This window comes from Pseudomonas grimontii, assembly GCF_007858185.1.
Classification (GTDB): domain Bacteria; phylum Pseudomonadota; class Gammaproteobacteria; order Pseudomonadales; family Pseudomonadaceae; genus Aquipseudomonas; species Aquipseudomonas grimontii.
The window spans coordinates 150,539-177,068 of the sequence record NZ_VFES01000012.1; the positions used below are offsets into that span (position 1 = coordinate 150,539).

Annotated in this window: 27 protein-coding genes; 13 read left to right on the forward strand and 14 right to left on the reverse strand. The window is 60.6% G+C overall.

Features of this window, described 5'->3' with window-relative positions; all coding sequences use genetic code 11:
• Positions 1-30: 30 nt before the first annotated feature.
• The 3 genes from FIV39_RS19430 to FIV39_RS19440 are packed head-to-tail and all read right to left on the reverse strand — an operon-like array spanning position 31 to position 2,377.
• Positions 31-939 carry a 5-oxoprolinase subunit C family protein gene (locus FIV39_RS19430; protein WP_090407807.1) on the reverse strand — a complete coding sequence of 303 codons (909 nt, stop codon included), beginning with the start codon at positions 937-939 and terminating at the stop codon, positions 31-33.
• Complete coding sequence (gene pxpB / locus FIV39_RS19435) at positions 936-1,640, reverse strand: 5-oxoprolinase subunit PxpB (RefSeq protein WP_090407811.1); 705 nt, start codon at positions 1,638-1,640, stop codon at positions 936-938. The genes FIV39_RS19430 and pxpB overlap by 4 nt, the downstream gene beginning before the upstream one ends.
• Positions 1,637-2,377 (reverse strand): 5-oxoprolinase subunit PxpA, encoded by a 741-nt coding sequence (locus FIV39_RS19440; RefSeq protein WP_090407814.1) that lies wholly within the window; start codon positions 2,375-2,377, stop codon positions 1,637-1,639. The genes pxpB and FIV39_RS19440 overlap by 4 nt, the downstream gene beginning before the upstream one ends.
• Before the next feature lie 175 nt (positions 2,378-2,552).
• Here FIV39_RS19440 and FIV39_RS19445 point away from each other — a divergent pair, with 175 nt between their 5' ends.
• The gene (locus FIV39_RS19445; protein WP_090407815.1) at positions 2,553-3,467 is read left to right on the forward strand and encodes a LysR family transcriptional regulator; all 915 of its coding nucleotides are present in this window, start codon (positions 2,553-2,555) and stop codon (positions 3,465-3,467) included.
• Positions 3,468-3,622: 155 nt separating this feature from the next.
• Here FIV39_RS19445 and FIV39_RS19450 read toward each other — a convergent pair whose 3' ends face one another.
• From FIV39_RS19450 to FIV39_RS19460, 3 genes are read right to left on the reverse strand one after another with little or no spacing between them, the layout of a single operon-like run.
• The gene (locus FIV39_RS19450; protein WP_090407818.1) at positions 3,623-4,165 is read right to left on the reverse strand and encodes a DUF2937 family protein; all 543 of its coding nucleotides are present in this window, start codon (positions 4,163-4,165) and stop codon (positions 3,623-3,625) included.
• Positions 4,166-4,176: 11 nt separating this feature from the next.
• The gene (locus FIV39_RS19455) at positions 4,177-4,953 is read right to left on the reverse strand and encodes a class II glutamine amidotransferase (RefSeq protein ID WP_053136626.1); all 777 of its coding nucleotides are present in this window, start codon (positions 4,951-4,953) and stop codon (positions 4,177-4,179) included.
• Between the two features lie 30 nt (positions 4,954-4,983).
• On the reverse strand, positions 4,984-5,517 hold the full coding sequence (locus FIV39_RS19460) for an MFS transporter (protein WP_090407821.1): 534 nt from the start codon (positions 5,515-5,517) through the stop codon (positions 4,984-4,986).
• 24 nt (positions 5,518-5,541) lie between these two features.
• Between FIV39_RS19460 and FIV39_RS19465 the strand changes: the two genes are divergently transcribed.
• Together FIV39_RS19465 and FIV39_RS19470 are read left to right on the forward strand one after the other, a co-directional pair.
• Complete coding sequence (locus FIV39_RS19465) at positions 5,542-7,596, forward strand: S9 family peptidase (RefSeq protein WP_090407823.1); 2,055 nt, start codon at positions 5,542-5,544, stop codon at positions 7,594-7,596.
• Positions 7,597-7,664: 68 nt separating this feature from the next.
• Positions 7,665-8,138 (forward strand): cyclic nucleotide-binding domain-containing protein, encoded by a 474-nt coding sequence (locus tag FIV39_RS19470; protein WP_053136635.1) that lies wholly within the window; start codon positions 7,665-7,667, stop codon positions 8,136-8,138.
• On the opposite strand, the gene FIV39_RS19475 is transcribed toward FIV39_RS19470, so the two are convergent.
• Complete coding sequence (locus FIV39_RS19475; RefSeq protein WP_090407826.1) at positions 8,135-8,413, reverse strand: hypothetical protein; 279 nt, start codon at positions 8,411-8,413, stop codon at positions 8,135-8,137. The genes FIV39_RS19470 and FIV39_RS19475 overlap by 4 nt on opposite strands.
• Positions 8,414-8,491: 78 nt before the next feature.
• Between FIV39_RS19475 and FIV39_RS19480 the strand changes: the two genes are divergently transcribed.
• The 6 genes from FIV39_RS19480 (at position 8,492) to FIV39_RS19500 (ending at position 15,521) form a co-directional block, all read left to right on the forward strand.
• Positions 8,492-9,178, forward strand: a complete 687-nt coding sequence (locus FIV39_RS19480) for a spermidine synthase (RefSeq protein WP_090407828.1) — start codon at positions 8,492-8,494, stop codon at positions 9,176-9,178.
• 258 nt (positions 9,179-9,436) lie between these two features.
• A complete protein-coding gene (locus FIV39_RS33035) occupies positions 9,437-9,592 on the forward strand; it encodes a hypothetical protein (RefSeq protein WP_159440139.1) in 156 nt (51 codons plus the stop codon).
• A 124-nt stretch (positions 9,593-9,716) separates the two neighbouring features.
• The gene (locus FIV39_RS19485) at positions 9,717-10,985 is read left to right on the forward strand and encodes an HlyD family secretion protein (protein WP_244176411.1); all 1,269 of its coding nucleotides are present in this window, start codon (positions 9,717-9,719) and stop codon (positions 10,983-10,985) included.
• Positions 10,982-13,147 (forward strand): peptidase domain-containing ABC transporter, encoded by a 2,166-nt coding sequence (locus tag FIV39_RS19490; RefSeq protein ID WP_090407832.1) that lies wholly within the window; start codon positions 10,982-10,984, stop codon positions 13,145-13,147. Before FIV39_RS19485 ends, FIV39_RS19490 begins: the two co-directional genes overlap by 4 nt.
• Complete coding sequence (locus tag FIV39_RS19495) at positions 13,144-14,145, forward strand: lysophospholipid acyltransferase family protein (protein ID WP_090407835.1); 1,002 nt, start codon at positions 13,144-13,146, stop codon at positions 14,143-14,145. The genes FIV39_RS19490 and FIV39_RS19495 overlap by 4 nt, the downstream gene beginning before the upstream one ends.
• On the forward strand, positions 14,142-15,521 hold the full coding sequence (locus FIV39_RS19500) for an efflux transporter outer membrane subunit (protein WP_090407838.1): 1,380 nt from the start codon (positions 14,142-14,144) through the stop codon (positions 15,519-15,521). The genes FIV39_RS19495 and FIV39_RS19500 overlap by 4 nt, the downstream gene beginning before the upstream one ends.
• Before the next feature lie 78 nt (positions 15,522-15,599).
• Here FIV39_RS19500 and FIV39_RS19505 read toward each other — a convergent pair whose 3' ends face one another.
• Positions 15,600-16,241 carry a hypothetical protein gene (locus FIV39_RS19505; protein ID WP_143513901.1) on the reverse strand — a complete coding sequence of 214 codons (642 nt, stop codon included), beginning with the start codon at positions 16,239-16,241 and terminating at the stop codon, positions 15,600-15,602.
• 206 nt (positions 16,242-16,447) lie between these two features.
• On the opposite strand from FIV39_RS19505, the gene FIV39_RS19510 reads away from it, so the two are divergent.
• From FIV39_RS19510 to FIV39_RS19520, 3 genes are all read left to right on the forward strand, one after another.
• Positions 16,448-16,822 carry a YajD family HNH nuclease gene (locus FIV39_RS19510; RefSeq protein ID WP_003210675.1) on the forward strand — a complete coding sequence of 125 codons (375 nt, stop codon included), beginning with the start codon at positions 16,448-16,450 and terminating at the stop codon, positions 16,820-16,822.
• Positions 16,823-16,929: 107 nt separating this feature from the next.
• A complete protein-coding gene (locus tag FIV39_RS19515; RefSeq protein ID WP_010563721.1) occupies positions 16,930-17,397 on the forward strand; it encodes an RNA methyltransferase in 468 nt (155 codons plus the stop codon).
• 67 nt (positions 17,398-17,464) lie between these two features.
• Entirely contained in the window at positions 17,465-17,830 is a 366-nt protein-coding gene (locus tag FIV39_RS19520; RefSeq protein ID WP_090407844.1) for a YgaP family membrane protein, read from the forward strand.
• 74 nt (positions 17,831-17,904) lie between these two features.
• Here the strand turns inward: FIV39_RS19520 and FIV39_RS19525 are convergent, their stop codons facing one another.
• Together FIV39_RS19525 and FIV39_RS19530 are read right to left on the reverse strand one after the other, a co-directional pair.
• Positions 17,905-19,125: a hypothetical protein gene (locus tag FIV39_RS19525; protein ID WP_090407847.1), complete on the reverse strand. Its 1,221-nt coding sequence runs from the start codon at positions 19,123-19,125 to the stop codon at positions 17,905-17,907.
• Between the two features lie 13 nt (positions 19,126-19,138).
• A complete protein-coding gene (locus FIV39_RS19530) occupies positions 19,139-19,588 on the reverse strand; it encodes a YcgN family cysteine cluster protein (protein ID WP_090407850.1) in 450 nt (149 codons plus the stop codon).
• 153 nt (positions 19,589-19,741) lie between these two features.
• Between FIV39_RS19530 and FIV39_RS19535 the strand changes: the two genes are divergently transcribed.
• Positions 19,742-20,326 (forward strand): nitroreductase family protein, encoded by a 585-nt coding sequence (locus tag FIV39_RS19535; RefSeq protein WP_090407852.1) that lies wholly within the window; start codon positions 19,742-19,744, stop codon positions 20,324-20,326.
• Between the two features lie 41 nt (positions 20,327-20,367).
• Here FIV39_RS19535 and FIV39_RS19540 read toward each other — a convergent pair whose 3' ends face one another.
• From FIV39_RS19540 to rnd, 4 genes are all read right to left on the reverse strand, one after another.
• Entirely contained in the window at positions 20,368-23,862 is a 3,495-nt protein-coding gene (locus FIV39_RS19540; RefSeq protein WP_090407855.1) for an OspG family effector kinase, read from the reverse strand.
• A gap of 165 nt (positions 23,863-24,027) precedes the next feature.
• Complete coding sequence (locus tag FIV39_RS19545) at positions 24,028-24,960, reverse strand: D-2-hydroxyacid dehydrogenase (protein ID WP_090407859.1); 933 nt, start codon at positions 24,958-24,960, stop codon at positions 24,028-24,030.
• 107 nt (positions 24,961-25,067) lie between these two features.
• A complete protein-coding gene (locus FIV39_RS19550; protein WP_003172521.1) occupies positions 25,068-25,361 on the reverse strand; it encodes a YcgL domain-containing protein in 294 nt (97 codons plus the stop codon).
• Positions 25,358-26,491, reverse strand: a complete 1,134-nt coding sequence (rnd, locus tag FIV39_RS19555; protein ID WP_090407862.1) for a ribonuclease D — start codon at positions 26,489-26,491, stop codon at positions 25,358-25,360. The genes FIV39_RS19550 and rnd overlap by 4 nt, the downstream gene beginning before the upstream one ends.
• Between the last annotated feature and the right edge of the window lie 39 nt (positions 26,492-26,530).

The window sequence follows — 26,530 nt, forward strand, 5'->3', positions numbered from 1 at the left end:
AAGCCCCCTCTCACATTTTAAATTGCGGTGTTATGTAAATCGGCGCACATACTCGACATGCTGCCGATGCGCCGTCTCCTGCACCACCGGCGCCAACCTCACCTTTTCTCCCGGTAAACACTGCGCCAGCCGGGCCAGCGCCAACGGCGTCAATGCCCCCAGACGCGGATACCCGCCAATGGTCTGCCGATCATTGAGCAACACAATCGGCTGCCCATCCGGCGGCACCTGGATGCCACCCAACGGAATCCCTTCGGAAATCAGCGACGGCCCCTGGTACTGCAACGGCGTACCGAGTAAGCGCATGCCCATGCGGTCGGCGCGGCTGTCCAGGGCCCAGTCGGTGTTGAAGGCATCGAGCAGACTCTGGCCGCTGAACAGACCAATTTGGGCACCGACGATCACCTCCAGCGGCGCCTTGGTTGGCAACGCTTGCGCGCTCAGCACTTTCATCGCTCCGCCGGTACCGGAATAAGCCAAGCGCCCGCCTTCGGCCAAGGCCTTGCCGAAACCGTCCGGCCCGCCCAGTGCCTCACGTACCACCGTGGCGCAACTGCCCAGCACTGGCGGTGCATCAAACCCGCCGGGCGCCGCCAGGTAAGCCCGCGCGCCGCTGAACGGCTGGGTAAAGCGCAGGCGCTGGCCCTTTTGCAGGATAAAACTGCGCCCAGGGCTGATGGCGCGCTCGTCGATATACGCGCCCAGATCCGCACCGGCCAAGGCCAGCAGGCAATACTCTTCGGCTTGCACGGTGAAGCCGCCGAGGGTGATTTCCACCACCGGCGCATCCAGCGCATTGTCCAGCAGCCAATTGGCCCAGGACATCGACACCCAATCCAGCGCACCGCCCTGGGTCACGCCCAGGTGGCGCACGCCAAAACGGCCGGCGTCCTGCAACAGGCACAGCGGCGTGCTGGCCTCGATGATCAAGCGGCTCATGCCTGCGCCTCCAACGGCGTGTCATCGCCACCCAGATTGATAAATTCGGCGTGGCTGACTGACTCAAAGCGCACCGTGTCGCCAGGCTGCATCAGGCTGTAACCGTCGCGCTCGCGGTCAAACAGCTTGGCCGGCGTGCGGCCAATGAGGTTCCAGCCACCAGGGGACACCACCGGGTAGGCGGCGGTTTGCCGCTCGGCGATGCCCACGCTGCCGGCCGCCACGCGTTTGCGTGGGGTGCTCAGGCGCGGTGTGGCGAGGATTTCATCCACCAGCCCCATAAAGGCAAAACCGGGGGCGAAGCCGAGGGCGAATACCTGGTATTCGTGGGCGCTGTGGCGGCGGATCACCTCGTCGACGGCCAGGCCACTGCGTTGGGCGAGCAACGTCAGTTCAGGGCCGACACTCAGGTCGTACCACACCGGCAGCACATGGCACTGACCGCTGCCCCGGGCCTGGGGTTGCAGGTCGGTCAGCGCCTGATCAATCAAACCCCGTGCCTGCGCCGGGCTTAACGCAGTGAGGTCGTAATGCACCATCAAGGTGGTGTAGGACGGCACCAGATCCACCAAGGCTGCACCAAAACAACTGCGCAAACGCTGGGTGGCAGCGAGCATCCACGGCATATTGGCTTCGGCGATTACCTCAAACAGACGCACCATCAGGCAGTCGATGGCCACCACTTCAATCCGTGGCTTCATGCTGGCTTCAATGCCTCGCGGATACGCTTTACGGCGGCGACCGAGCTGGCATTGTCGCCATGCACGCACAAGGTGTTGGCGCGCAATAGCAACGGGCTGCCATCGCTGGCGGTCAGGGGTTCGCCACGGGAAAGGGTCAAGGACTGCTGGACGATGACCTCTGGATCATGGTGCACGGCGCCCGGCAACTGGCGCGAAACCAGATGGCCGTTGGGGTCGTAGGCACGGTCGGCGAAAGCCTCGAACCACAGGATCACCCCGTATTCGTCGCCCAATGCCTGGGCCGCGCTGTTGTCGCGGGTCGCCAGCAGCATCAGCGGCAGGTCGCCATACGCGGCCACGGCCTCGATCACTGCACGCAGTTGCGCCGGGTTGGCCATCATGTCGTTGTACATCGCGCCGTGGGGTTTGACGTAACTGACACGCCCGCCCTGGGCACGACAGATGCCATCCAGTGCGCCGATCTGGTAATGCAGCAGGTCCTGGATTTCCTGAGGGGTGTAGGCCATGGAGCGGCGACCGAAGCCTTGCAGGTCCTGGTACGCCGGGTGTGCGCCTACCTGTACACCGTGCTTGAGGGCCAGGCTGACGGTCTTGCGCATGATGCTCGGATCGCCGGCATGAAAGCCGCAGGCCACGTTGGCGCAATCGATAAACGGCATGACCTCGGCATCCAGACCCAGGGTCCAGTTGCCAAAGCTCTCGCCGATGTCGCAATTCAATAGCAGACGGCTCACGGTGGTTGCTCCTGTAGGCTTTGTTTTTTTGTAGTGTGGGATTTTTTACGCAGAACTCGCAACTTGTCCTGACACCCCAACGGCGCTTATCGTGGAATGGCTCGATTTTTGGCGTTTGCCCGGTGCGGCGTCCAACTAATAAAAACCGATCCATGCATAAGAAAAAGTTGATCCCATGAATTTGAAGTTCCTCGAAACCTTCGTCTGGGTGGCCAAGCTCAAGAGCTTCCGCCTGACCGCCGAGAAGCTGTTCACCACCCAGGCCTCGATTTCCAGCCGCATCGCCGTGCTGGAAAGCGAGCTGGGGGTGAAGCTGTTTCTGCGTGATTCACGGGGCGTGAGCCTGACCCCGGAAGGCCTGAAGGTGCTCGATTATGCCGAGCAAATGATGGTGACCATGCAGGGCCTGAAGCAGTCCCTGGAGACCACCAGCAGCAAGGTCGGTCGCATCCGTATCGGCGCGATGGACACGGTGATCCACACCTGGCTCAGCCCGTTGGTGGCGGAACTGATGGACCACTTCCCGTTGGTGGAAATCGAATTGGTCGCCGATACCGCGCTTAACCTCAGCGATCAACTGCAAAAAGGCTTCCTCGACCTGATCCTGCAAACCGACCTGCTGCGCCTGGAAACCGTGCGCAGCCTGGAGCTGGCCAGCCACCCCATGGCCTGGATCGTCGCCAGCCAGTCGATCTACAACCGCGACTACGCCTCCCTCGCCGAACTGGCCCAGGAGCGCATCATCACCTACTCGAAAAACTCCCACCCGCACCAGGACGTCATTAGCCTGATGCAAGCCAACGGCGTGGCCGCGCCACGGATGAACTGTGTGAACTCGGTGTCGGCGATTACCCGGTTATTGCGCGATGGTTTTGGCATTGGCGCACTGCCACCGGTGCTGGTCAGCGAAGAACTGGCGCGTGGCGAATTGGTGATGTTGCCGATGGCGCAGAAACTGCCGAACCTGCAGGTGGTGGTGTCGTGGCGCGTGGGCGTGGAGTTGGTGGAGGAAATTGTGGGGTTGTGCCAGAAGGTGGTTGCCCGCTATGCCGAGGAAGTCGGCGAAGAGCGGATGGTGCTGGCCCCCTGACGAAACTCGATTAAAACTGTGGGAGGGGCGGTGCGACGATTCGACTTGCTCCCGATAGCGGTGGATCAGTCACCAGATGTAGCGACTGTTACTCTGCTATCGGGAGCAAGTCGAATCGTCGCACCGCCCCTCCCACATTGGATTTGCGTTGGTTTTTAGAGACCTTTCAGGTCCCGCTCCTCAATCGGCCGGCTCTGGCGCAGGCGCCTGCCGCCCAGCACCACCCAGTCGATCAGGCGGAACAAACACTCCAGGCCGAACGACAGCAGCATCGCCCCGCCCAGGCCCCAGCCCATGGCTTCGGGGGTCAGCAGGATCTGGTAGCTGTAGCCGTTCCAGGTCTCCAGGCGAATATCCGGGTCGGCGGCCACCGCCACTTGCAGGGCGCGGATGTACCACGGGCCTTGCATGGCCTGGAATTGCTTGTCCAACGCCACCTGGCGGTCAAGCATCGCGCCCAGGCTGTTGGCGTCGCTCTGGAACACCGGGTCATCGCTGGCGCGGTAATGCGCCACCAAGGCCTTCAAGTCACCGTTGAAGAACTGCCGCGCAGTGGTTTCAAACCCGCTCAGGCCGGTCTGGGCCTCGATCAGGTGGGCTTCGACGCGCTTGGCGTAGTCGTTGATAAACCCCGGCACTTGCACGCCAACCAACAGGCCAATGGCAAACAGCACCAACCGCAGATAACTGAGCAACATAATCGATATCCTTACTCGGTAACGCCCTGGCTGACGCATTCACCGCGTCGCCACAGGCTCCATTGGCCCGGTTCGTAGCGGGTCCAGTTTTCGTTGTCGGTCAACGGTTCGGTGGCGATCACCGTTACCACGTCGTTAGGCGTGGTTTCAGCCTGAAAATCGACGATCACGTCGACATCTTTCAGGCGCGCGGGGCCAAACGGTGCCCGCCGGGTGATCTGCGCCAATTTGGTCGAGCAGTAGCAAAACAGCCAATCGCCATCACTGAGCAGGCAGTTGAACACGCCTTTGCTGCGGTATTCGGCACAGGCGGCGATCAGGTCCGGCAGCATCTGTTCGATGTCCACCGGCTCGGGGAAGGCTTCGCGCACGCGGTTGAGCAAATCGCAAAAGGCCGCTTCGCTGTCGGTATCGCCGACCGGGCGGTAGAAGGTGGCGCGGGGGGTGAAGTCCGCCAGTTGGCCGTTGTGGGCGAAACACCAGTTGCGGCCCCACAGTTCGCGCACGAACGGGTGGGTGTTGGCCAGGCTCACCTTGCCGACGTTGGCCTGGCGGATATGCCCGATCACCACTTCGCTTTTGATCGGGTAACGCTGCACCAGCAGGGCGACTTCCGACTCGCTGCTCGCGGCCGGGTCCTGGAACAGGCGCAGGCCACGGCCTTCGTAGAAAGCGATGCCCCAACCGTCGCGGTGGGGGCCGGTGCGCCCACCGCGCTGCATCAGCCCGGTGAAGCTGAACACGATATCGGTGGGGACGTTGGCACTCATGCCCAATAATTCACACATGCCAGGGCTCTCGCTGCAGGGCGGACAACGTTAAAGGCGCGGTTCGACCCGCATACCGCTCACCGGTGCAGGACGGCGGAAAGGCTCGTCGTCTTCGTCCTCAGGCTCGGCGGCCAAGGCGGCATCGGTGGCGGCCTTGCGCTCACGGCGGGCGTTGGCGGCGCGCTCGATGGGCCAGCGGATCAGCACAAACACGATGTACACGCCAAAGGCGATCATGGTGTACATGAACAAATCGGAAATGGCCCGCCAGGCGTTATTGCCGACCTTGAGCACCAGGTCCAGGGCGGTAATGGCCACGGCTGGCGCGAACTGAGTCTTGACCGGGTCGACGATGGTCGGGCTCAACAACAGCACCGCCATCAGCAATTGCAGCGGCTCGCGCAGCCAGCGCCAGATCCAGCGGGTCATGCGCCACCACACCAACAGGCAGCCCAAAGCGGCGAAGGCGTAAAGGCCCCAAGCGGTCAGATAGTCGTTCTCGGTCATGGTGTCCATGGCAAGGTAGGCAAACAGGCGGCTATGATAACGGCTTTTGCGTGTCGCGGCTGCAATGCCTGCCACCTTCCGCCAGACAGAGAGTGATCCATGCCGTCATCGCCCCACATCACTGCCGCCCCGATTGCCCGCAAGGCCCCAGGCCAAGACCCGTACGCCTGGCTGCAAGAGCGTGACAGCAGCGACGTCCTCGATTACCTCAAAGCCGAAAACGCCTGGCAGGAAGCGCAGCTCGCCGACCAGCAGGCCCTGCGCGAAACCCTGTTCGAGGAGATCAAGGGGCGCATTCTCGAAACCGACCTGTCCCTGCCCTCCCCCTGGGGCCCGTACCTGTATTACACGCGCACCACCGCCGGTGACGAATACGCCCGCCACTACCGCTGCCGCCGCCCGGCCGACGACAGCAACCAGGTGGACGACAGCAGCGAAGAACTGTTGCTGGACCCGAACGTATTGGCCAACGGCGGCTTTTTTTCCCTCGGTACATTCAGCATCAGCCCCGACCACCAGCGCCTGGCCTACAGCCTCGACACCAGTGGCGAAGAGATCTACACCCTCTTCGTGAAGGAATTGGCCACCGACAAAGTCAGCGAACTGGCGTTCGAGAACTGCGACGGCAGCATGACCTGGGCCAATGACAGCCTGACCCTGTTCTTCGGCGAGCTGGACGACACCCACCGTCCGCACAAGCTGTATCGCTACCGCCTGGATGGCACGGCGGCGCAGGAAGTGTTCCATGAGCCCGACGGGCGTTTCTTCCTGCATTGCTACCGCTCCAGCTCCGAGCGCCAGCTGCTGCTGGCCCTGGGCAGCAAGACCACCAGCGAAATCTGGGCGCTGGACGCCAACCAGCCGCACCTGGACTTCACTTGCCTGGCACCGCGGGTCGAGGACCATGAATACGATGTCGACCACGGCCAACTGAATGGCGCGTGGACTTGGTTTATCCGTAGCAACCGTGATGGCATCAACTACGCCCTGTTTGTGGCTACCGACATTGGCGACGTGCCGACCGAGGATGAGTGGCAGAACCTGATCCCCCACAGCGACGAGGTGATGCTCGATGGCGTCAGCCTGAACACCACCGCCATGACCCTGAGCCTGCGCATCGGCGGCCTGCCGGTGATCGAAGTGCACCCCCAAGGCGTGCCGGCCTATCGCGTGGAGTTACCCGACGCCGCCTACAGCCTCTACGTGCAGAACAGCCTGGAATTCGTCAGCGACAAGATTCGCCTGCGCTATGAAGCCCTGAACCGCCCGGCCCAGGTCCGCCAGCTGGAACTGGCCAGCGGCGCGCAGCAGGTGCTCAAGGAAACCCCGGTACTCGGCGTGTTCAATGCCGACGACTACGTCAGCCAGCGCCTGTGGGCCACCTCCGCCGATGGCACCCAGGTGCCGATCAGCCTGGTGGTCAAGCGCGACCAGCTCGGCAAGCCGACGCCGTTGTACCTGTATGGCTACGGCGCCTACGGCCAAAGCCTCGACCCGTGGTTCTCCCACGCCCGCCTGAGCCTGCTGGACCGTGGCGTGGCCTTCGCCATTGCGCATGTGCGCGGCGGTGGCGAACTGGGTGAAGCCTGGTATCGCAATGGCAAGCAGGAACACAAGCAGAACACCTTCAGCGATTTTATCGCGTGTGCCGAGCACCTGATCGCCAAAGGCGTGACCACCTCCAAGCAATTGGCCATCAGCGGCGGCAGTGCCGGCGGCCTGTTGATCGGCGCGGTGCTCAACCAGCGTCCGGCGCTGTTCCAGGCGGCGATTGCCGAAGTGCCGTTTGTCGACGTGCTCAACACCATGCTCGACCCGGAACTGCCGTTGACCATCACCGAGTACGACGAGTGGGGCAACCCCGAAGAGCCCGAGGTGTATGAACGCATCAAGGCCTACGCGCCATACGAAAACGTCAGCGCCCAGGCCTACCCGGCCACGCTGGTGATCGCCGGCTACAACGACAGCCGCGTGCAGTACTGGGAGGCGGCCAAGTGGGTGGCCAAGTTGCGCGACACCAAGACGGACGACAACCTGCTGTTGCTCAAGACCGAACTGGGTGCCGGCCACGGTGGGATGAGCGGTCGTTACCAGGGATTACGTGACGTAGCGCTCGAATATGCATTTGTGTTCAAGGCGCTGGGGCTGATTTAAGGAACTTCACGGGGCGGCCCTGTCTGAACACAGGACCGCCTCCTGATTGATGGACCAAGATTGCAGCCATGGCACTACCGACGCTAATGAATACCGAAATCCGCGACATGCTCATGGACTGCGGCCTGTTCGACCCTTTGCTGCCGGAAGACTTTCACGTCGCCGCCGGCTACTTCAATATCAGCAGCATTGCCGAGGGCGAGGTGATTTTCCTCGAGGGCGATGCCGGCACTTTCATGTGCATCATCCACAGCGGCCAGGTGGCGGTGCAGAAAACCAACCACACCGGCCAACGCCTGACCATCGCCACCCTGCGCAGCGGCCGGGCCTTTGGTGAGATGGCGGTGCTTGACGGCGAGCGGCGCTCCGCCAGTTGCGTGGCCGCCAGTGACTGCGTGTTATTGAACCTGGGCAAGGACGCCCTGGAAAAGATGCTCAATGAAACGCCGCGTGTGGCGGCGAAGATCATTCGCGCAATCGCCATCGCATTGTCCAAGCGCCTGCGCATGGCCGATGGGCAATTACTCTCGCAACAGTTTTAACCGCCGGGCGTCTTCGGCTTGCTGTCGTTCTGCTGCAGGCCAGGCACCGTCTGGTCCTTCGGCGGTGTCGGTAATACGATCGGCACCAACGGCGGTGAGCCGTTCGTCTTCGGCACGGCCGGCGGGGTGATCTGCGGATACAGCGTCGGCGTTGGAGTGCCCGGTGCGCCTGGGGTCGGTGCCGGCGCCACCGGTACGGTTTGCAACTCCTGAGCCTGCGCTGCACCCAATGCGAGCGCGCTCAACACAATGACCGTTAGAATGCTGCACTTCATCGATGGCTCCATGGCCTGACCGGAATGTCGTAAGGCTACTCCCAACCGCGCAAGAATGCCCTTCCCAATGAGATTTCCATGAAACGTTTCGTTCTGCTGGACACCACCCCGATCCCCGACAACGGCGGTGCCTTGTGCCTGTTCGAATACGGTGAAGACTTTGTCATCAAGATCCAGGGCGGTGACGGCGGCCAGTTGATGAACACGCGCATGCACGGCTCCGAAGACGCGCTGGCAGAAATCCCTTGCCGCAAGGTCGCGGGGCGCCCGGACTCACGGGTATTGATCGGTGGGTTGGGCATGGGCTTCACCTTGGCCTCGGCGCTCAAGCACCTGGGCAAGACCGCCGAAGTGGTGGTGGCGGAACTGGTGCCCGGTGTCGTGGAGTGGAACCGTGGGCCATTGGGGGAAAAGTCAGGGCGCCCACTGCTGGACCCGCGCACAGTGGTCCGCATGGAAGACGTGGCCAAGGTGCTGCAGGCCGAGCCTCAGGGCTTTGACGCGATCATGCTTGACGTCGACAACGGCCCCGAAGGCCTCACGCAAAAGGCCAACAGCTGGCTCTACTCCGCCGGTGGCCTGGCCGCCTGCGCCAAGGCCTTGCGGCCAAAGGGCGTGCTCGCGGTATGGTCCGCCAGCGCCGACAGGCTGTTCAGCGACAAACTGCGCAAGGCCGGTTTCAAGGCCGAGGAAGTGCAGGTGTTTGCCCATGGCAACAAGGGCACCCGGCACACCATCTGGATTGCGGAAAAACTCAAGAGCTGAAAAAACCGCTCCGCCGTATGAACCAAACTTTATATTTTATCGGCAACGCCTGTGCTTGCCGATAAATGACCACCGACACTTTTACCTGTTTCTTACATACACCAACACCCGCGGCTGACATTCCTTTCGTTAAAAATCAAAGAAACTGCCACCACTGCGCGGCACAACGCTTTACCGTGCAGACACTGTTCGGAGACGAAGTAATTATTTTCAGTATCCGTTACAGCTTCTTACTCATACGTAACAAGGGTGATTGTTATGCAAGAAGAAACCATGATCGAACTCGACATCAACGAACTTGAGGAAATCCGTGGCGGCGGTGCTTTTCAAGACGCAGGCAAGTGGGTGGACGGAGCAGCACAAACGGTCGAGGACTGGTTCGGTGGTGTTGGCAAGGCTATTACTAACAGCTGATTCATAAAGCCACTATTTGCGCTGTAAAACAGGCCAGGGAAAGAGCAACTACCTTCCTTGGCCTTCTTATTGACTGGATCATTAACATCCCCCTACAAGTATTGAGAGAGTCACTGGTCTAATTATGCTTGAACTGGGAAGTGTCACGCCAAGGTCATCCCTTCGGCCATTGGTATTCGGCTGGTTGATTTGCCTCTTTTTCATTACTGCACTCATCCTGCTGTTCACGGGCACTTATGCAAGAAAAGAGGAAATAACAGGCCATATTCAGACCCGCGATATTGTACGTATTACCAGCGAACGATCAGCCCATATCAAAGAGGTGCTGGTGGGCGCCGGAGAGGCAGTCAAAAAGGGCCAGCCATTACTGCAGATGCTGAACAACAACCCGGAAATCGTCAGTGGACAAACCCACACGACGTCTTCCAGCGCGAGCGCTGAACGGCTTGAGCACCTCTTGGCAGACCGGCTTGCCGACGAGGCCAGCGCACGATCAACCCATGACGCCCAGCAGCAACTGCTCCACCTGCAACGTGAACAATTGCGTGCAAGCCTGCAACTGAACAGCACCGTCCAACAGTCCATACAGCGTCGTGCCTACATCGCCCTGGAACAAAAACAACGGCATGAACGCCTGGCAGAACAACAGGCCATATCCCAGGCAGATCTTAACGCCGCAACGGTCCATCACGAGTCCGTGCTTCAGGACCTGGCCACCAATGAGCTGGCCAGGACTCACGCCCAGCAGCGCTTGCTTGAGCTTGAACAAGCCAGCCTTGAGAACGAACAGGCCTTGACCCGCCGCCTCAGCGAACTAGCACGTCAAGACCATGAACTGCGCGAACAGCTGCAAAATCTGCACAAAAACCAAGAGTACGTACTGCTTTCCCCCGTCGACGGCGTTGTCGACAGTGTTTCGGTTTTTTCAGGCAGCCGAGCGGACATCGGGCTCCCGATGATCGTGCTGCGGATCGACCAGCCCTCCCTCCATGCCCCGGTGGTGGTGCTTGAAGTCAGCCCTTCCGCCATTGGCTTCGCCCATGTGGGCAGTGAGGTGATCGTGCGAATCGACGCGTTCCCCTATGCGCGTTACGGGGTCATCAAGGGGTCTATTGTCCACAGCACCTCAAGTACCTATCTGAACACCACGCCGATTGGCACCGCCGATCCTGCCCGCAACGGCCAGGTATATCTGGTGGAGGTCAACCTCGACTTCGAGGGCAGCAGGACCCAGATCCAACAGGGGTGGCTCAAGGACGGCATGACCCTGCGCGCCTCATTGAGCCTGGAGCGCTTGAATCTGATGCAATGGCTATTCCTGCCTGTGCTCAAGGGCATCGAACGCACCCCCGATCCTCGAAGCTTGCCTCCCACTGACGGGCATTCGGTATGACAGCATTCAAACAGGTACTGACCGACGCACTCAATCGCTCGCGGCAGTGGCTGCGCAAACGCATGCCAGTGATTCTCCAGGACGAGATGTCCGAATGCGGCATCGCCTGCATCGCCATGATCAGCAGCTACTACGGCAAAAACCTGAGCCTTCGCGACATGCGCCAGCACTACCGGGTGGCACGCGATGGAATGTCATTGTTGCAAGTGGTCAAGATGTGCGAAGAACACAACTTGATTTCCCGCCCCCTGCGCTTGACCCTCGCTAACACGGTGCATCTGCGTACGCCGTCAATCCTGTTCTGGAACAACCGGCATTACGTGGTTCTGGAATCCACCAATGCTCGCGGGCTGCATATCGTCGACCCAGCGGTCGGGCGGCGGTTCTATACCTGGGCCCAAGCGCTGACGATGTTCAGTTCAATCGCGCTGGAAGTGCAACCGAGTCTTTCATTCACGACGAAGGCCAAGGGCACAGCCAAACAGTCGTTGAGTTTTACCCACCTGCTGGAGCGCAACCCCTGGCTGTTGCGCTACCTGATACCGATGGGGCTGCTATCCATTTTTGGCTACGTAGGTGCCATCGCCGCCCCCAAACTGTTTGCCCTGACAATCGACGAGGTCGTGGCAAAGAACGATCAGGACTTTCTGTACCTTATCCTTTATATCTTTGGCGCTTTGTTTATCTTCAAAACCCTGGCTGCGTGGCTCAGGGCAATCCTGGACATGCGCCTGCGAGTGGCGCTGAGCCTGGACCTGGCAACGGGAGTCGTTGCCTGGCTGCTGCGCCTGCCGGTGCAGTACTTCGAGCGCCGCGCCGCGGCCGACCTGCTGCGTCGAACCCAGGCCACGGAAAAAGCCTATCTGCAATTCACCTCCGGGACGATGGACATCACCATCGACCTGCTGGCCAGCGTGCTGTTCCTGGCGTTGATGGCGCTGATCAACCCAATGTTGGCTGGACTGTCGATAGCGCTATGCGGTGTGTTTTTTGTATTCCGCAGCATCACGCTGCCGGCAATGGAGCGACATCACAAGGCCTCAATCGAGGCAGAGACGGCCCGCAACGTCACGCTGTTGAGCACGCTGGGCAACATCGAGTCGATGAAACTCTATCAATACGAAGCGGACCGACTGGCCGCCTGGAACAATCACCAAGCTGACATGGAAAGCGCCAGGGCACGGGTTCAACACCTGCAAGTCATGAACAACGTGGTCCACGAGGGGTTATCTCACAGTCACTCGTTGCTGGTGAGCGCGATAGGAGCGTTGGCAGTGCTGCATGGGACAAACAGCGTCGGCGACCTGTTTGCCTTTGTTCTCTACAAAGACCTGTTCATGGGGTGCCTGTTCAAAGCCATCGACAATTACATCAACCTGCGGCTGGTACGTGTCGAGTTGCTCAGGGTCGAGCAGATCGTCGACGAGCCCAGGGAAGCGATGGAGACCTGCGTCTATAGCGCCAAGGGGCTGAATGAACCGGATCCGGTTACCTCGGTCAGCCTGGACGGTGCATTGTTTCGCTACAGCTCGTTTGATCGACCGACCTTCAAGGACGTGCACCTGAGCCTGCCGGATAGCGGGCGCAAAATCGCGATCTTCGGGCCGTCAGGGTGTGGCAAAAGCACCTTGCTGAAAGTCCTCGCGGGATTTTACCCGCCCGACCAGGGCCAGTTGATGATCAATGGTGTGGCGCTGCAACGCTTCGGCTTGCGGCGCTATCAAAAAAACGTGGCATATGTCACTGCGATTGGCGAAATCATCGACGGCTCTGTCATCGAAAATATCGCCATGGGCATCGAGCCCCTGGATGGCGAATACCTGCTGGTGTGTGTCGAACAGGCCGGCCTGCTGGACAGCATTCGCGCATTGAGCAATGGCTTCAATACATTGCTCGGCCCGGGCGGCGTACAGCTGTCTTCCGGGCAACGACAACGGCTGTTGATCGCCCGCGCGCTTTTCCGTCGCCCAAGCCTGTTGTTGCTCGATGAACCCACCTCGCACCTGGATGGCGATGCCAGGGATGTGATCATCGAAACATTGCGCCGGCTCCCCATGCTCTGCGTAGTCGTGACGCATGACTTGGCGGTGACCAAAGCCTGCGACCGGGTATTGCAGATGGTCGACGGCCAACTGCTGCCCATGCCGGAAAACCGCCCATGAGCCTGCGCTGGCAATTGCGCTGGGCTGTCGGCAAGGTCCGCATTCACAAGACCGTGTGTACCTTGCTGGCAACGGCATTGGGCGACGAAGTGCGGGCGCGCGGGCTGGTACGGTTACCGCAGTGGCTAGCGCACTTGCCAGCGCGCGCGCGCGGCGCACACTACCAGCGAACCGTCCAAAACCTTGAGCTATTCGATCTGCCCCCCAAGGACATTGAAGCCTGCGCCTGCCGTCATATCGCTATTGAATGGCAAAAAGGCATCCACCAACAGCGTTACCCCTTGCGGCACCCAGCGCTGTTACGCACTTGGATTCGCTCGGTTGCCTGGGTCGATCCAGAAAACCACTGGCAACGATTGCCTCACAGTCCGTACCTGCTGGTGCTGCTCCATACCGGCGAATACTGGATGGCAGTCGCCAGGCTGGTGGAACGCTACGTTGCACCGACGCGTTTCGTCATTCCGATCTGGAACTACCGAGACCCGTTCACCTACGGCGCCCTCATGAGCCTGGAAGGCCTGGGTCATAAGGTCGAGATTCTCGACAGCAACTCACCCGCCACAGCGCTGTGTATTGCGCGCCGTATCAGGCAAGGCCATCAAGTCATCATCTTCTCGGATATACCGGTGAGCCTGAATACCAGCAGGGCCGGTGAACCGGTCGATGGGACACTCTTCGGACGTGCAGCCCAGTTTGTCAAAGGGCCAATGTTCCTCGCTTCACGACTGGGCTGCCCGGTCCTGCTGGCCGGCCATCGCGTCCAGCTTGGAAGCCACGGCCAGCTGCATGCGATTGCCCATATCGCGCACGGGGAGGTGCAAGACATGCTGGCCCATTGGAGCAAAGCCATGGAGCGCTTTATCCGCCAGGCACCGGAACACTGGTTCTACCTGTCGCAGATGGAAGCCTTCTATCAAAGACAGCCCGATTCGGCGCAGCGACGCTCAAACATCCCTGCCGCCTTAACCAAACACACCCACCGCCGAGTTGCCCCATGAAAGCCTGGACCGGATTGCTGACGTTGGGCCTGGCCGGTTGCTCACTGACCCCTGACTACCAGGCGCCAGCCTTGCCAGTTGCCGCGCACTGGCGCGATCACCCAACTGAAATAGAGGCAAAGGCGCTGTCTGAATGGCACGAAGTTTTTTCCGACCCGCAACTTTATGCGCTGATCACGCAAGCCTTGCAGCACAATCGCAACTTGCATGTTGCCATCCTGCGCATCGAGGAGGCCCGTGCTCAGCATGGCATCCAACGCGCCGGGCAATGGCCAGCAGTAGGCCTCAACGGCTCGACCGAACGAAAGCAGGTGTCCGCCCTGGATTCGCCTGATGGTCAACGCCACATTCTCGAACGCGGCCAGGTCGGGCTTGGCATCACAGCATTCGAACTGGACCTGTGGGGGCGCCTGGCTGCACTCAAGGACGCCGCAGGCCATAGCTTTGTGGCCACCCAGGAGGATGCCCGTAGCGTACAGATCAGCCTGATAGCAGAAGTGGCCAGCCACTACTACAAAGCCTTGGCCCTGCTGAAAATGCGTGACCAACACCAGCAATTGCTCACCATGGCGCATGCTGCAAGACGGATGATGACCACGCGTTATGAAGCAGGTCTTGTCAGCGAGTTGCAGGATCGCCAGGCAGACAGCTGGTTGCAGAATCTGCAGAGGCAATCGGCGGAGACCAATCGCGAGCTGAACCTCACCCTTCACAACCTCGAGTACCTGGCGGGGAACCCGCTGGATCAATCCCGCCTGCTGTCGGCCGCTTGGCGCGACGGCTCCGTCATCCTGCCTGTCAGCCCCGGCCTTGCGTCGCAACTCTTGACCCGCCGCCCGGACATCCGAGCGGCTGAAGCACGCCTGCGGGCGCTCGATGCGAACATAGGGGCTGCACGTTCGGCTTTTTTACCGTCCATCAGCCTGACCGCACTGCTCGGTTTCAGTAGCCCTCAGTTGGGGCAACTGTTCTCCGGTGATGCGAGAAGCTGGTCGTTCAGCCCGCAGTTGGGAGTGCCACTGTTTGATATGGGCAAGCGCCTGGCCCAACTGGACGTTGCCAAGGCCCAACGCGAAAGCGCCGTGGCCCATTATCAGTTGACGGTCCAGCAAGCCTTTCGTGAAGTGGCCGATGCATTGGGCTCTGCCGAACCCCTGCAAATCAGGCTTGACGCCCAGGAACGCACGGTGGCGAACGAGCTACGCCGGGTAGAATTGGCAAACCTGCTGCTTAACGAAGGGCTGAACAGTTATCTGGAAGTCGTGGATGCGCAGCGCCGCTTAAGTTCGGCGCAACAGGATCTGATCACTGTGCGCCTGTTGCAGATCAACAATCGGATATCCCTTTACAAAAGCTTGGGCGGTGGTTGGTCATAACGACAAGGCTGCCCGGCTTGGTGCCCCCCGGTTGCACGCTGGCACCCTTCAGGGCGCCAGGTGCCTGCTAGACAATCCTCACATGAACTGACGCATCTGCTGCACGTCCCGCTCGGTCAGCTCGCCCCGGCCCACCGGTGCCAGCTTGAAGGTGCCGTCAGGCTTTACGTCAATGCCGCTGGAGCCGGCGATTACCGTGCAAATACCTGGAGTTTCCAGCAGGTCCCTCAGTGGATGAAGACCTCCCTTCTCCTGCTTCAGGCTGAGTGCCAGCTGAAAATCGGTCTGCGCATCCCCCCCCCCTACCCAGATGACTTTACCGCCACCCGCCAAAGAACCCTTGAGCTCGGCAAGCAACTCAGGGACGTCTTGATCGATCAAGCCGTAGGGCAGGCTGCCTCCATTCAGATGCATCAACGTACGCGATTCGTAGGTACTGCCATTCCAGCCTGAAAGCACTGCCAGGGCTGAGCAGCTGGACAAATACTGCGCGGACAGCATCGACGTGTTGTCCCTGACGGTCTTGAAACGCCCCGTGTCGACAAAAACGGTTTGCGTGGGCGGTGAGGCTTTTTGGCTTGGCGATACTGCATGGCCTTTGCGGAAAAAACCTTTCACCTTGATAAAAATAGAACGGTTAGCAGCCGGGCCAGCATCGTCACAGCCAGGCCTGACGGCCTGGAAAGAGGGAATTTGATTTGGTGTGGTTACTCGGGGCATCACATACCTCTGAGGTTCTCTGTTGTGGAGCAAACGAGAGTACCTGAGGCCTGGGCGCTGCTCACGGCTGGCCCGGCGGTATTGGTGTACAGGGTATGTCTCGGATGAGAGCGCTTGCGTACGTTACTGAAAAAGCCGCAGCCAACTGCATGTCGAACGGCTAGAATCACCCTCATCCGTGACCCACCAAATAGCCAGGAGCCATGATGAGCTCGACCAACCCGCCCTCCCATACCGCCAAGCTGGACCGCATCCTTGCCGATGCCCAGCGCGACCGGGAAATGGGCTACCGCGACAAAGCCCTGAAGATGTACCCCCACGTGTGCGGCCGCTGCGCCCGTGAGTTCGCCGGCAAGCGCTTGAGTGAACTGACCGTACACCACCGTAACCACAATCATGATGACAATCCCCAGGATGGCTCGAACTGGGAGTTGCTGTGCCTGTACTGCCACGACAACGAACACTCGCGCTACACCGACCAGCAGTACTTCGGCGAAGGCTCCACCAGCAGCCCGACAATCGCCAAGGCCACGCATAACCCGTTTGCAGCGTTGGCGGGGTTGATGAAGAAAGACGACTGAATTACGCAGCTTCAAGTTTCAAGCAGCAAGCTACAAGAAAAAGCCATGGCTCTTTTACTTGCAGCTTGTAGCTTGCCGCTATACTGCTGCCTTTTTAAGGCACTCCCGTGGGCAATAAACGCTACAGCTGCATTGGTCTGTATAACCCCAAATCCCCCGAAAACGTCGGTTCGGTCATGCGTGCCGCAGGCTGCTACGGCGTGGCCTCGGTGTTCTACACCGGCGTGCGTTACGAGCGCGCGCGAGACTTCATCACCGACACCAAGAAGGTCCACCACGATATTCCACTGATCGGCATCGATGACCTGAAGAAGATCCTGCCGCTGGGCTGCATCCCGGTCGCCGTGGAGCTGGTGGAAGGCGCCCGCCCACTGCCCGAATACACTCACCCAGACCGCGCGCTGTATATCTTCGGCCCTGAAGACGGATCGCTGGATAAAGACATCCGCGATTGGTGCGAAGACGTCGTGTACATCCCGACCACCGGCTGCATGAACCTCGCCGCCACCGTCAACGTGGTGCTCTACGACCGCATGGCCAAGGGCAACAACACCCGTTCGGGCCCCAAGTACTGATCTTTTGGGAACATCCGGCGCCTGCACGCAGTCAGCTGCATACACTTGCCCTTGTTGGAGACAGATCATGAGCGACAGCAAAACCTTGCGACCTATCATCGAACACACCCCCTTCCAGAACCCGTCTCCCCAGAATCAGCCCACCCAGAACGTGCATGGCTGGGAACGCATCGGCTCAGTGGCCGGTGGCGTGATGATGGTGGGCAAAGGCCTGCGCCGTGGCGGGATTTTCGGGTTGATTCAGGTGGCGATCGGCGGCGTGGCGCTGGCTCGCGGCTTTACCGGGCACAGTGCGCTTAAAGACAAGCTGGAACAGGGCCGCCAGGAAATGAACAGCGTACGTACGAAGATCGAGCGTGCGGGTGAAGAACTGAGAAACCTGAAGACCAAGGCGGAAGTGGCGGCTGAGAAGGCCGTTAAAACCACGGGTTAGATTCAAATATGGGAGGGGGCAAGTCGAATCGTCGAACCGCCCCTCCCACATTTTGTTTTGTGTATGGCGACGATTCAGCGTAACAACTTGCTGTCCAGTACCACCGACGATTCGCCGATGATGCTCTCGGCCAACTGCACGAACTCCACGGTGGTAATGCTGTTCGCGCGCATCACTGCCTGCGCGAGGTCATCGAGGGAACGTTTGTTGTGGGTTTTCACGCGGATCTCGCGGTCCAGCTCCTGCAACACCAGCACCGCCCGTGACACCGTCGCGCCGCTGACGTGATCGCCGCGCAGGCTGGTCACGTCCTTACCCTCCTTGGCCAACCGCGCCTGTATCGCCTGATACCGCTCATCGGTAATCCCGCCTGCACGGCGCACCAGTTCGATGGCGTAGTACTCGGTCAGCCCCTCGGTGATCCAGTCGCTGGTGTCGTGGTCGTTGAAGCGGCCAATCGCTTGCACCACTTCGCGAATCAACGGGCTGCTGCCGTTCTCGCTGACCAGCGGCGTGCGGCTGTTGAGGTAGATCGAGTCGCGCGCGGAAAAGGCTCCGCGCCGCATCGGGTCGCTGGCGCCCACCACCAGCAGCTTGGCCGGATGACGCGGGAACGCCGCTTCGACCTGCGGCCAGACAAAGGTCAGCAGTGTCAGCACATCCATACGCCGCATGGCTTGACCCTTGGGCGAGGCGATGGTCACTTCGGTCTCGCCCAGGCGCACGCGGCGGCTGCCGAGGGTGCCGGCGAGCATCCAGCCGGTGGGTCGGTCGAACAGGCGCGAGACGTTGTCGATGCGGAACTTGTTCTTGCCGATGCGCGGCCAGGCGGTTTCGATGCTGTTCCAGCCGGCCGGCAGTTCGAACACCAGACGCGAGACCAGTTCGACCCCGTCCTGCTGGTCGAGGCGTGCGGAGGGCACCAGGTCTTCGCCGCGAAACAACGCCCAGCTCGGCGTCATTCGCGCTTCATAAATACCCGGCTTGCGCGCGTGGCTCAGGCGTACACGGTAGGTCAGGCTGGCCTTGCTGGCGCTGGGTTGCCACAGGCCACGGTGGCCATTGACGCTCCACTGGCCATCCGCCTTGAAGTCGCTGTAGTCGCCATCGCGGCCCAGGTCGAAGTTCAGGCTACGCACCGCCGAGCCCTGGGACAGGCTCACACGCACCTCGGCCTGATCGCCCTGGGGCAGCAGCTTGACGTGATAATCCAGGTCGACCTTCTTCGCGCACCACGCCGGCATGCTCAACGCCAGCAATACCAGGCTTGCCGCCAGCTTGGTTCCCGCCCTCATACACACTCCTTGTTCAGCCCGCGCGGAAGATCAGGTAATCCTCCCAGTCGTCTTCGGGCACGCTACCTTCGCTGAGCATGCGCCCGGACTGGGAAATGCGTTCCTGGTGCACGGCCTCGCGGTCGCCGCAGACCAGGTGGTGCCACAGCGGCAGGTCCTTGCGCTCGCTGACCAGGCGGTAACCGCAGGTGGGCGGCAGCCACTTGAACTGGTCGGCCTGGCCTGGGGTGAGCTGGATGCAGTCGGGCACCGAGGCGCGGCGGTTGGGGTAGTCGGTGCACTGGCAGGTTTTCAGGTCCAGCAGTTTGCAGGCGATACGCGTGTAATAGACGCTGTTATCGTCTTCATCCTCAAGCTTTTGCAGGCAGCACAGGCCACAGCCGTCGCACAACGACTCCCACTCCTCCTGGTCGAGGTGTTCAAGGGTTTTGCGTATCCAGAAAGGTTCGACTTTGGCGGCCATGGCTCTACATCAGTATCGGTAGGTGAAAAGGCCGCCAGTCTAGTGCCCAAGGCCCTTGGGGCCAAGCGCTTACGACTGTCGGTATGAGAAGACTTGTCAGTCTAGCGGGCGCGCAGTAGCTTTGAGCGCCGAATTGACGATCAGGAGCTGCCCATGACACGCGTTGCCGATTACCCGATCCACACCCAGTTCACCGAACGCTGGTCGCCCCGCGCCTTTACCGGCGAAAGCATCCCGCAGGAAACCCTGCTGAGCTTCTTCGAAGCCGCACGCTGGGCACCGTCGGCCTACAACTCGCAGCCTTGGCGCTTTCTCTACGCTCGCCGTGACACGCCGGACTGGGAGCGCTTCCTGGGCCTGCTGAATGAATTCAACCGTGGCTGGGCGCAGCATGCGTCGGCCCTGGTGATCATCGCCTCGAAAACCGACTTCATCGCCCCTGGCGCCACGGAAGAAACCCCGGCCCTGTGGCACACCTTCGACACCGGCTCGGCCTGGGGCCACCTGGCGCTGCAAGCCAGCCTCAGCGGCTGGCACACCCACGGCATGGCCGGCTTCGATCAGGAGCTGACGCGCAAGGAGCTGAAGATTCCAGAGGGTTATGCGCTGCATGCCGCCGTTGCGGTGGGCAAGCTGGGCGACAAATCGAGCTTGCCGGAGTATCTGCAAGGCCGAGAAGCGCCAAGCCCGCGCAAGCCGCTGAGCGAGCTGGTGTCCGAGGGGGACTTTAGTCTTTAACACCGTTGAAACCCTGCCGTTGAAAACGGCAGGGTGAACCATCAAGCCTCTCGAGCGATCAGCTCACTGAACGCGGCGCGCAGTTCTCCGATTTGTCTGTCGTAGACCCTTTTCACCACGGGCACCATAAATTCCCCCGGCAAGCCGTCCATGTCGACGGGGTAGACCTTATTGTCTTTTTTCGAGTACATGAAGTTTTTCAATTGCGGATCGTTGTGAAAAATATCTTTCGCCTCCATCCGCGCCACTGCTTCATCAATTAACAATTGCGCGCTTGGCGGTAAACTCTTCTTTTCAAGCGTACTCAGATCCACACCGTCTATTCTGCCCATTTTTATATATTTGCGGCCGTCTTCAACCATCACAACGGCAAAGCCATCCCCGTAGTATTTGTTCATATTGACTACCGCCATATCAATGTGGCCCTCGGCGGTGGTCAAGCGTGTGGGTCCCAGGTCTTTGTAGGCACTTTTCCCGTCGAGGCTTGCATAAACAACGCCCTCGCTGCCTTGGCCGATCTGAGGCCCGAGATCGGCCTTGACCGAAACCGGATGACCACCGCGCACGCCCAACCGACGCCATTGATCGCCCTGGATATGCTCAAGCAGTAATGAGGTCTGTCGATTGTTGTGATACACCCGCGCCTGGACCTTGCCATCCGCAATACGCGTAACTTGGCGCACTTCATAAATGGAGGCGTTGCCCGCGCTGTCAATATTGCGGATATGGGACAGGTGCCCGTCGGCAGCGACATACACCCCCTGACTGTTGCGCGACAGCCCGGCAATTCTCGACTCGGGCACCTTGAATTGGTCAAACAGCCTATTACTCAGCTCGCCATCCACCGCGCGGGCTCCAGGCACGAAGTCTTCGAGCGGGCGACCATAAGGGCGCATCGTATGCGTATCGAAGGCATACCATTTGCCGTGATGCAGCACGGCCCCGCCTTCAATGGGTTCGCCCGCGACCTTGAAGACGCCCGTTGCCGCGTCCTCATACTGTTTGCTGGCCGCCTTGAGCAGGTCATAGCTGCCAGCAGAGCCGCGCAGCTGGTTGAACTGCTGCGCCACCTTCGCTGCGGAATAACGCGCGCCACTCGCCGCCAGTCGGCCGCCGCCCGCCAGCAGGTCCCCCATGCCGCTCAGGGGGTTGAAGGCTTCAACCACGGTCGCCCCAACGAACCGTGCAGCCTTTGCCACATGGCCCGCGGATGACAAGGCTTTGCCCAGCACCTTGCCGGCCTGCGCCGCCTTGCCCGCTCCCAGTGTGACCAGGCCAACCACATCCAAAGCCAAGTCGAAGATGCCCTGGCCGACATTGCCCTGTTGAAAGTTGACGATCGCCGAGCGCAAAGGGATGAGATTGAGAAAAAACGTGTAAATCGCCTCATTCCTGGCGTGTTCTTGATCGAAGGAAGTGACGCCCCTGGCCTCGTTCAACAGATCGTCGTTTTTGAGGTCGAGGGACTTCACGAATACGTCAGCGATAGCCTGGCTGCGCCCCGAGTTGAAACTGTCTGGCTGACCTGTCTCGGTCGATCGCTCCTTAAACCGCTGCGCATGTTCGTCTTTATCGGGTTCAAACAGCACGGTTCTGGACAAGATATTGGCGTCGCGCGTTTCCAGTTTATTCGCTGTGTAAGGCTCGGTGCGGCGGCGTATCAGAAAGTTCTCTTTCTCTATGACGCCTCGCCGCGTGTCGATTGTGTAGAGATTGACTTGCCCGTCTCTCGTCGCCTTCACTTCCAACGTATGTCCTCTGACGTGAAGAGCAGGCGGGGTCAGTAAATCAACGGCTATCTTGTATTGGTTGGTATGGAAGAACTCCAGCTTTCCAAACTCCAGGTTTTTGCGGTCCTCCAACGGCAGCGTGGCAATCAGTTGTTTGACCCTGCCCTGCTGGCCCTGCTCATGGGCATTGATTGCCGTGTCGTAAGCAGCCCTGAACGCTGTAGCCACCTCCAGCTTGCCCATACGGAAGAGGTTGCAAAACGTATTGACGGGGATGCGCTTGTCATTGCTGACCCAATGATCTTCAGCGCCCAGGCTGCCCCCTTCCATAACAATATCCAGCATTGAGCGTGCCCCGGGATGAAGACCCGGTCTGCCTTTCCTCAACCTGGCCTTTTGGATACTGCGCACTTCAAAGAGACGAGGGTCCAGGTCAGGAAACGCCTCTTCCAGCCGGGCGAGAGCCATCGCCTTTCGGCTGGGGATTGCCGTTTGCAACAGGGTGCTGGTGCTTTTCAGTGAGCTCAACTGGCTGTTATACGCCGTCCTCACACGCTCCATGTCCCTCGCCGAGGGTGCCTCTTCAGCGGTGGCGAGCAAACCGTTCACGACGCCCCAATCCCTCAATGCCTGATAACTGCTTGGCTGGCTGACGGCTTCGTCGGTGTTGAGTTTCTCAGCGGCCAGCAAAATTTCCCCGTAGCCCATGGCGAGCGTGCGGCCTGGGGTTTGCGCTTCGATCCGGGCCACTGACATCACCAATTGCGCCCACAGCACGCTGCCGTAGGTCACGCTGGCGGGAATGTCCTTGACCAGGTATTCAGGCGCCGTCCTGGCCAGCAGCAGATAGGCCGCCAGGTTGGCGGTTTGCGCGTTGGCCCGGCCCTTTTCAATCAGGTGCTTACCCAACCCTTCAACCACTACCGAAGCCGGTTGTCCCCAGTGCCGATTGTGCGCCAGGTCAAAACCGGCAACGCTATGGTGGGCAGGCGCTGCCTGGGACTCCGGATCAAGGCCCAGTTGGATAGCCGTCATCACATAGTCGTTGCCGCCGCCGTCAGTGACGATCCCGTTGAGCCGGGTCTGGATGGCTTGCTCCAGGGCCGCTGCCTTGGCGGATCCGAGCAATTTCTCCATCGCTGCAACAGGGTTTTCCAGGTCGGCCTGGGACACCGAACTGCCGCTGATCAAATAGCCCAGCGCCCCTGTACCGCCCTCGATCAAGGGCAGGCCTGGCACTGCGCTGGTATTGCTGTGCAGCAGGTCGACAAGCGCTTTCTGATCCTGCGCGGGCATAGGCAGCGGCCAGGACAACCCACCACTCAAGTTACCGAGGGGGTGGACCTGCGCTTGCCTGGACACGGTTTCTGTCAAATCGAGCAGCGCCTCCAGGGTTGTCGGCACCTGCAACCCACTGCCGAGGATAAAAGCTTCCAGACTGATCAGACGGTTGACGGGCAGAGGCTGCAGCGGCGAATAGGACGAGTCTTCGCACACATACATCAGGGTACTTTTCAACTGCGCAGCCAGCGCCGTTTGCATCAGCGTCCTGGCCCGGGCCATGGATAAAGACTCACCGGGCAGGGGCTGATCCAGAATTTGGCGAGTGATGTACTGGAGTTTATCGGCCAGCATGCGTTGGTTGCAGCGGTCGCCCAACGCAATCTTCAGCGCGGATGACTGCGCGAGTACAGGGGTGTCAGCTGCGTCGGCAACCGTTTCGGGTGGCGGGTTGGCGGACGCCATGGGGATGTTGGAAAGAGGTATCGAGCGTGGATGAATAGCGGGAAGAGCGAGGGTGGTCATGATGGTACTTGTCCTTAGTCGAATGAAACCCCTTCAAAAGGCGCTAACTTACGCCCTCTGCGTCCCCTGGGTGGGGAGGCTCGCACAGGAGGTTCCATCTTGACTGTCAGGTGGTGTGTACATGACCACATGTGAACGAACGCGCCCGACTGCCGGGCGCCGCCGTCAGTAACCGCGCTCGAAACTCACTTCGCCGCGCAAGGCTTGCCCAACCTGATAGGCACGTACGTTTTCCAGGAACAACTCCACCATCATCGACGGCGAGGTCGGCGCCGAGCTGTGCCCGGTCAGCAGCAGACCCCAGGCAGTCCAGAACGGGTGGCGTTGCGGCAATGGTTCCTGGCGGCACACGTCGATGACCGCGCCGGCCAGGTGCCCTTCTTTCAGGGCTTCGACCAGATCGGCATCCACCACCGCCACACCGCGCCCGACGTTGATGAACAAGCCGGTCGGCTTGAATTGCTTGAACAGCGCAGCGTCGTACAGGTCATGGGTGTTCGGCGTGTTGGGCAGCAGGTTGATCACGTAGTCCACCTCCCCCACCAGCCGGCCCAGTTGGTCGAGACCAGCCACTTCGATAAACGGCGCTTGTTCCCGCGCGGTACTGGCGATGCCGTACAGCTTGACGCCAAACGGCACGAGGAACTCTGCCACGCGCTGGCCGATATCGCCGGTGCCCACGATCAACGCCTTGCGCCCTGCGAGACTCTGACCGGTGCGGCTGTCCCACTTGCGCTCGACCTGGCTGACCAGCCGCGCGAGTACTTCGCGCTCGTGGCCCAACATATAGGTGAGGATAAATTCGGCCATGACCTGGCCAAAAATACCGACGGCGCGGGTCAGGCGATAGTCGCGGGGCAAGCCTTCGGCGAGCAGCGGCGTAACGCCGGCCCAGGTCGATTGCAGCCACTGCGGTTGGTGGCCCTGGCGCAGCAGCGTCGCCAACAGGTCCGGCTGGCCCAGCCATACCGGGCAATCGGCGGCCAGGCGCGACAGCTCGGCCGAGTCGCCGCTGGTGAGCACCTCAAGGTCCGGCGCGGCTTCATTGAGCAATTGGGCGTAGAGCGGGTGATCCTGTTCAGCAATCAGAACACGCATGGTTCAAACCTTTCAAAAACAGTGCAGACGGCCGCCCGCTTCCCTACGGCCACCGCCCACTAATACGATTCCATTGAAACATGTGCCCCGGGCGGAGCACTGACCGATCACATCGGGTCGTTACGGCGCAGCAGCTCTTCGGGCAGGTGCTCGATGTACTCGTCCTCGGCCGGCGGCATTTGCAGGTGATAGCCCTGCTTGTCGAGGTTTTCCAGCACGACAAGGATGTCTTCGCGCGACAGCTTGCGCTCCGGCGTCAGCACCATGTCAAAGGCGTGGTGCGGTTTGCCGAACGCCGCCATCAACGGCTCCGGCACACGCTCCAGCGCGTCGCTTTTGAGCACGTAGAGGTACATGCCGTCTTTTTTCAAGCTGCGGTAGATGGAGCAAATACGTTTCAAGGCTGTTCTCCGGCAGTGGCCAGGCTGTCGAGCAGCGCCTGGCCCATCAACTCGCGGCGCCAGCCACGCAGCGAGTCTGGCAGTTTATAAGGCCCATCGGGGTAGCCACTTTTAACCAGGGCTTCGAGGGTTTTCTTGCGCAGCATCAGTTCCGGCGCCATCTCCAGGCGCTCGGCGAACGTCTGGCCCAGGGCGCGCAGTTGCTTGATCAGCGTGGCGGCGTCCACCGGCAGCGGTTCAGCCACGGCCGGCGGCCATTGGTCCATGGACACGCTGCCGGCCCGCTTGATCAGGTCCAGCAGGAACTGGCCATCCTGGCGCACGGTACGCGGATGCATGTCTTCGATCTTGCCCAGGGCGGCGAGGTTGTCCGGCTGGGATTTGGCCAGGGGCCACAGCGAGTGTTCGCGAATGATGCGGTTGCGCGGCAGGTCGCGGGCGCGGGCCTGCTGCTCGCGCCAGGCGCATAGTTCACGCAAGACAGCGAGCTGGGCTCGGGACAGTTTCCACGCCAGCTTGGCGTCGCGGTACACCTCGTACGGGTCGACTTCGCGGCGCAGATTGGCGACCAGTTCGGCGCCGTCTTCCAGGACCCAGGCGTATTTATCGTCCGACAAACGCGGGCGTAGCCGGATGTAGACCTCGGCCAGGTGCACCGCATCTTCGGCGGCGTAGCTCACCTGGGTTTCGGACAATGGCCGCTGCAGCCAGTCCGAACGGGTCTCGCCCTTGGGCAGCTCAATATCGAGCACGGCTTGCACCAGGCGCGAGTAGCCCATGGAGAAGCCAAGGTTCAGGTAAGCGGCGGCCAATTGGGTGTCGAACAACGGCACCGGCAGGCTGCCGGTCAAGCGCAGCAACACCTCAAGGTCTTCGCTGCAGGCGTGCACCACCTTGATCACCGCCGGGTTCTCCAGCAAGGCGGCCAAGGGTTGCCAGTTGTCGATGGTCAGCGGATCGATCAGGTAAGCGCGTACGCCATCACCAATCTGGATCAGCCCGGCAATGGGATAAAAGGTGTCGACCCGCATGAATTCGGTGTCGAGGGCGACGAATGGCAACTGCTGCCATTCGGCGCAATGCTGGCCGAGGCTATCGTTGTCGCAGATCCAGTGAATATCGATGGCCACACGGCTCTCCCTTGAAGAATGGCGCGCAGTATATATCGC

Coding starts and splice junctions, on each gene's coding strand:
- FIV39_RS19430 (WP_090407807.1), bottom strand. CDS start 939: ATGAGCCGCTTGATCATCGAGGCCAGCACGCCGCTGTGCCTGTTGCAG.
- pxpB (WP_090407811.1), bottom strand. CDS start 1,640: ATGAAGCCACGGATTGAAGTGGTGGCCATCGACTGCCTGATGGTGCGT.
- FIV39_RS19445 (WP_090407815.1), top strand. CDS start 2,553: ATGAATTTGAAGTTCCTCGAAACCTTCGTCTGGGTGGCCAAGCTCAAG.
- FIV39_RS19450 (WP_090407818.1), bottom strand. CDS start 4,165: ATGTTGCTCAGTTATCTGCGGTTGGTGCTGTTTGCCATTGGCCTGTTG.
- FIV39_RS19455 (WP_053136626.1), bottom strand. CDS start 4,953: ATGTGTGAATTATTGGGCATGAGTGCCAACGTCCCCACCGATATCGTG.
- FIV39_RS19465 (WP_090407823.1), top strand. CDS start 5,542: ATGCCGTCATCGCCCCACATCACTGCCGCCCCGATTGCCCGCAAGGCC.
- FIV39_RS19470 (WP_053136635.1), top strand. CDS start 7,665: ATGGCACTACCGACGCTAATGAATACCGAAATCCGCGACATGCTCATG.
- FIV39_RS19475 (WP_090407826.1), bottom strand. CDS start 8,413: ATGAAGTGCAGCATTCTAACGGTCATTGTGTTGAGCGCGCTCGCATTG.
- FIV39_RS19480 (WP_090407828.1), top strand. CDS start 8,492: ATGAAACGTTTCGTTCTGCTGGACACCACCCCGATCCCCGACAACGGC.
- FIV39_RS33035 (WP_159440139.1), top strand. CDS start 9,437: ATGCAAGAAGAAACCATGATCGAACTCGACATCAACGAACTTGAGGAA.
- FIV39_RS19485 (WP_244176411.1), top strand. CDS start 9,717: ATGCTTGAACTGGGAAGTGTCACGCCAAGGTCATCCCTTCGGCCATTG.
- FIV39_RS19490 (WP_090407832.1), top strand. CDS start 10,982: ATGACAGCATTCAAACAGGTACTGACCGACGCACTCAATCGCTCGCGG.
- FIV39_RS19495 (WP_090407835.1), top strand. CDS start 13,144: ATGAGCCTGCGCTGGCAATTGCGCTGGGCTGTCGGCAAGGTCCGCATT.
- FIV39_RS19500 (WP_090407838.1), top strand. CDS start 14,142: ATGAAAGCCTGGACCGGATTGCTGACGTTGGGCCTGGCCGGTTGCTCA.
- FIV39_RS19505 (WP_143513901.1), bottom strand. CDS start 16,241: ATGCCCCGAGTAACCACACCAAATCAAATTCCCTCTTTCCAGGCCGTC.
- FIV39_RS19510 (WP_003210675.1), top strand. CDS start 16,448: ATGAGCTCGACCAACCCGCCCTCCCATACCGCCAAGCTGGACCGCATC.
- FIV39_RS19520 (WP_090407844.1), top strand. CDS start 17,465: ATGAGCGACAGCAAAACCTTGCGACCTATCATCGAACACACCCCCTTC.
- FIV39_RS19525 (WP_090407847.1), bottom strand. CDS start 19,125: ATGAGGGCGGGAACCAAGCTGGCGGCAAGCCTGGTATTGCTGGCGTTG.
- FIV39_RS19530 (WP_090407850.1), bottom strand. CDS start 19,588: ATGGCCGCCAAAGTCGAACCTTTCTGGATACGCAAAACCCTTGAACAC.
- FIV39_RS19535 (WP_090407852.1), top strand. CDS start 19,742: ATGACACGCGTTGCCGATTACCCGATCCACACCCAGTTCACCGAACGC.
- FIV39_RS19540 (WP_090407855.1), bottom strand. CDS start 23,862: ATGACCACCCTCGCTCTTCCCGCTATTCATCCACGCTCGATACCTCTT.
- FIV39_RS19545 (WP_090407859.1), bottom strand. CDS start 24,960: ATGCGTGTTCTGATTGCTGAACAGGATCACCCGCTCTACGCCCAATTG.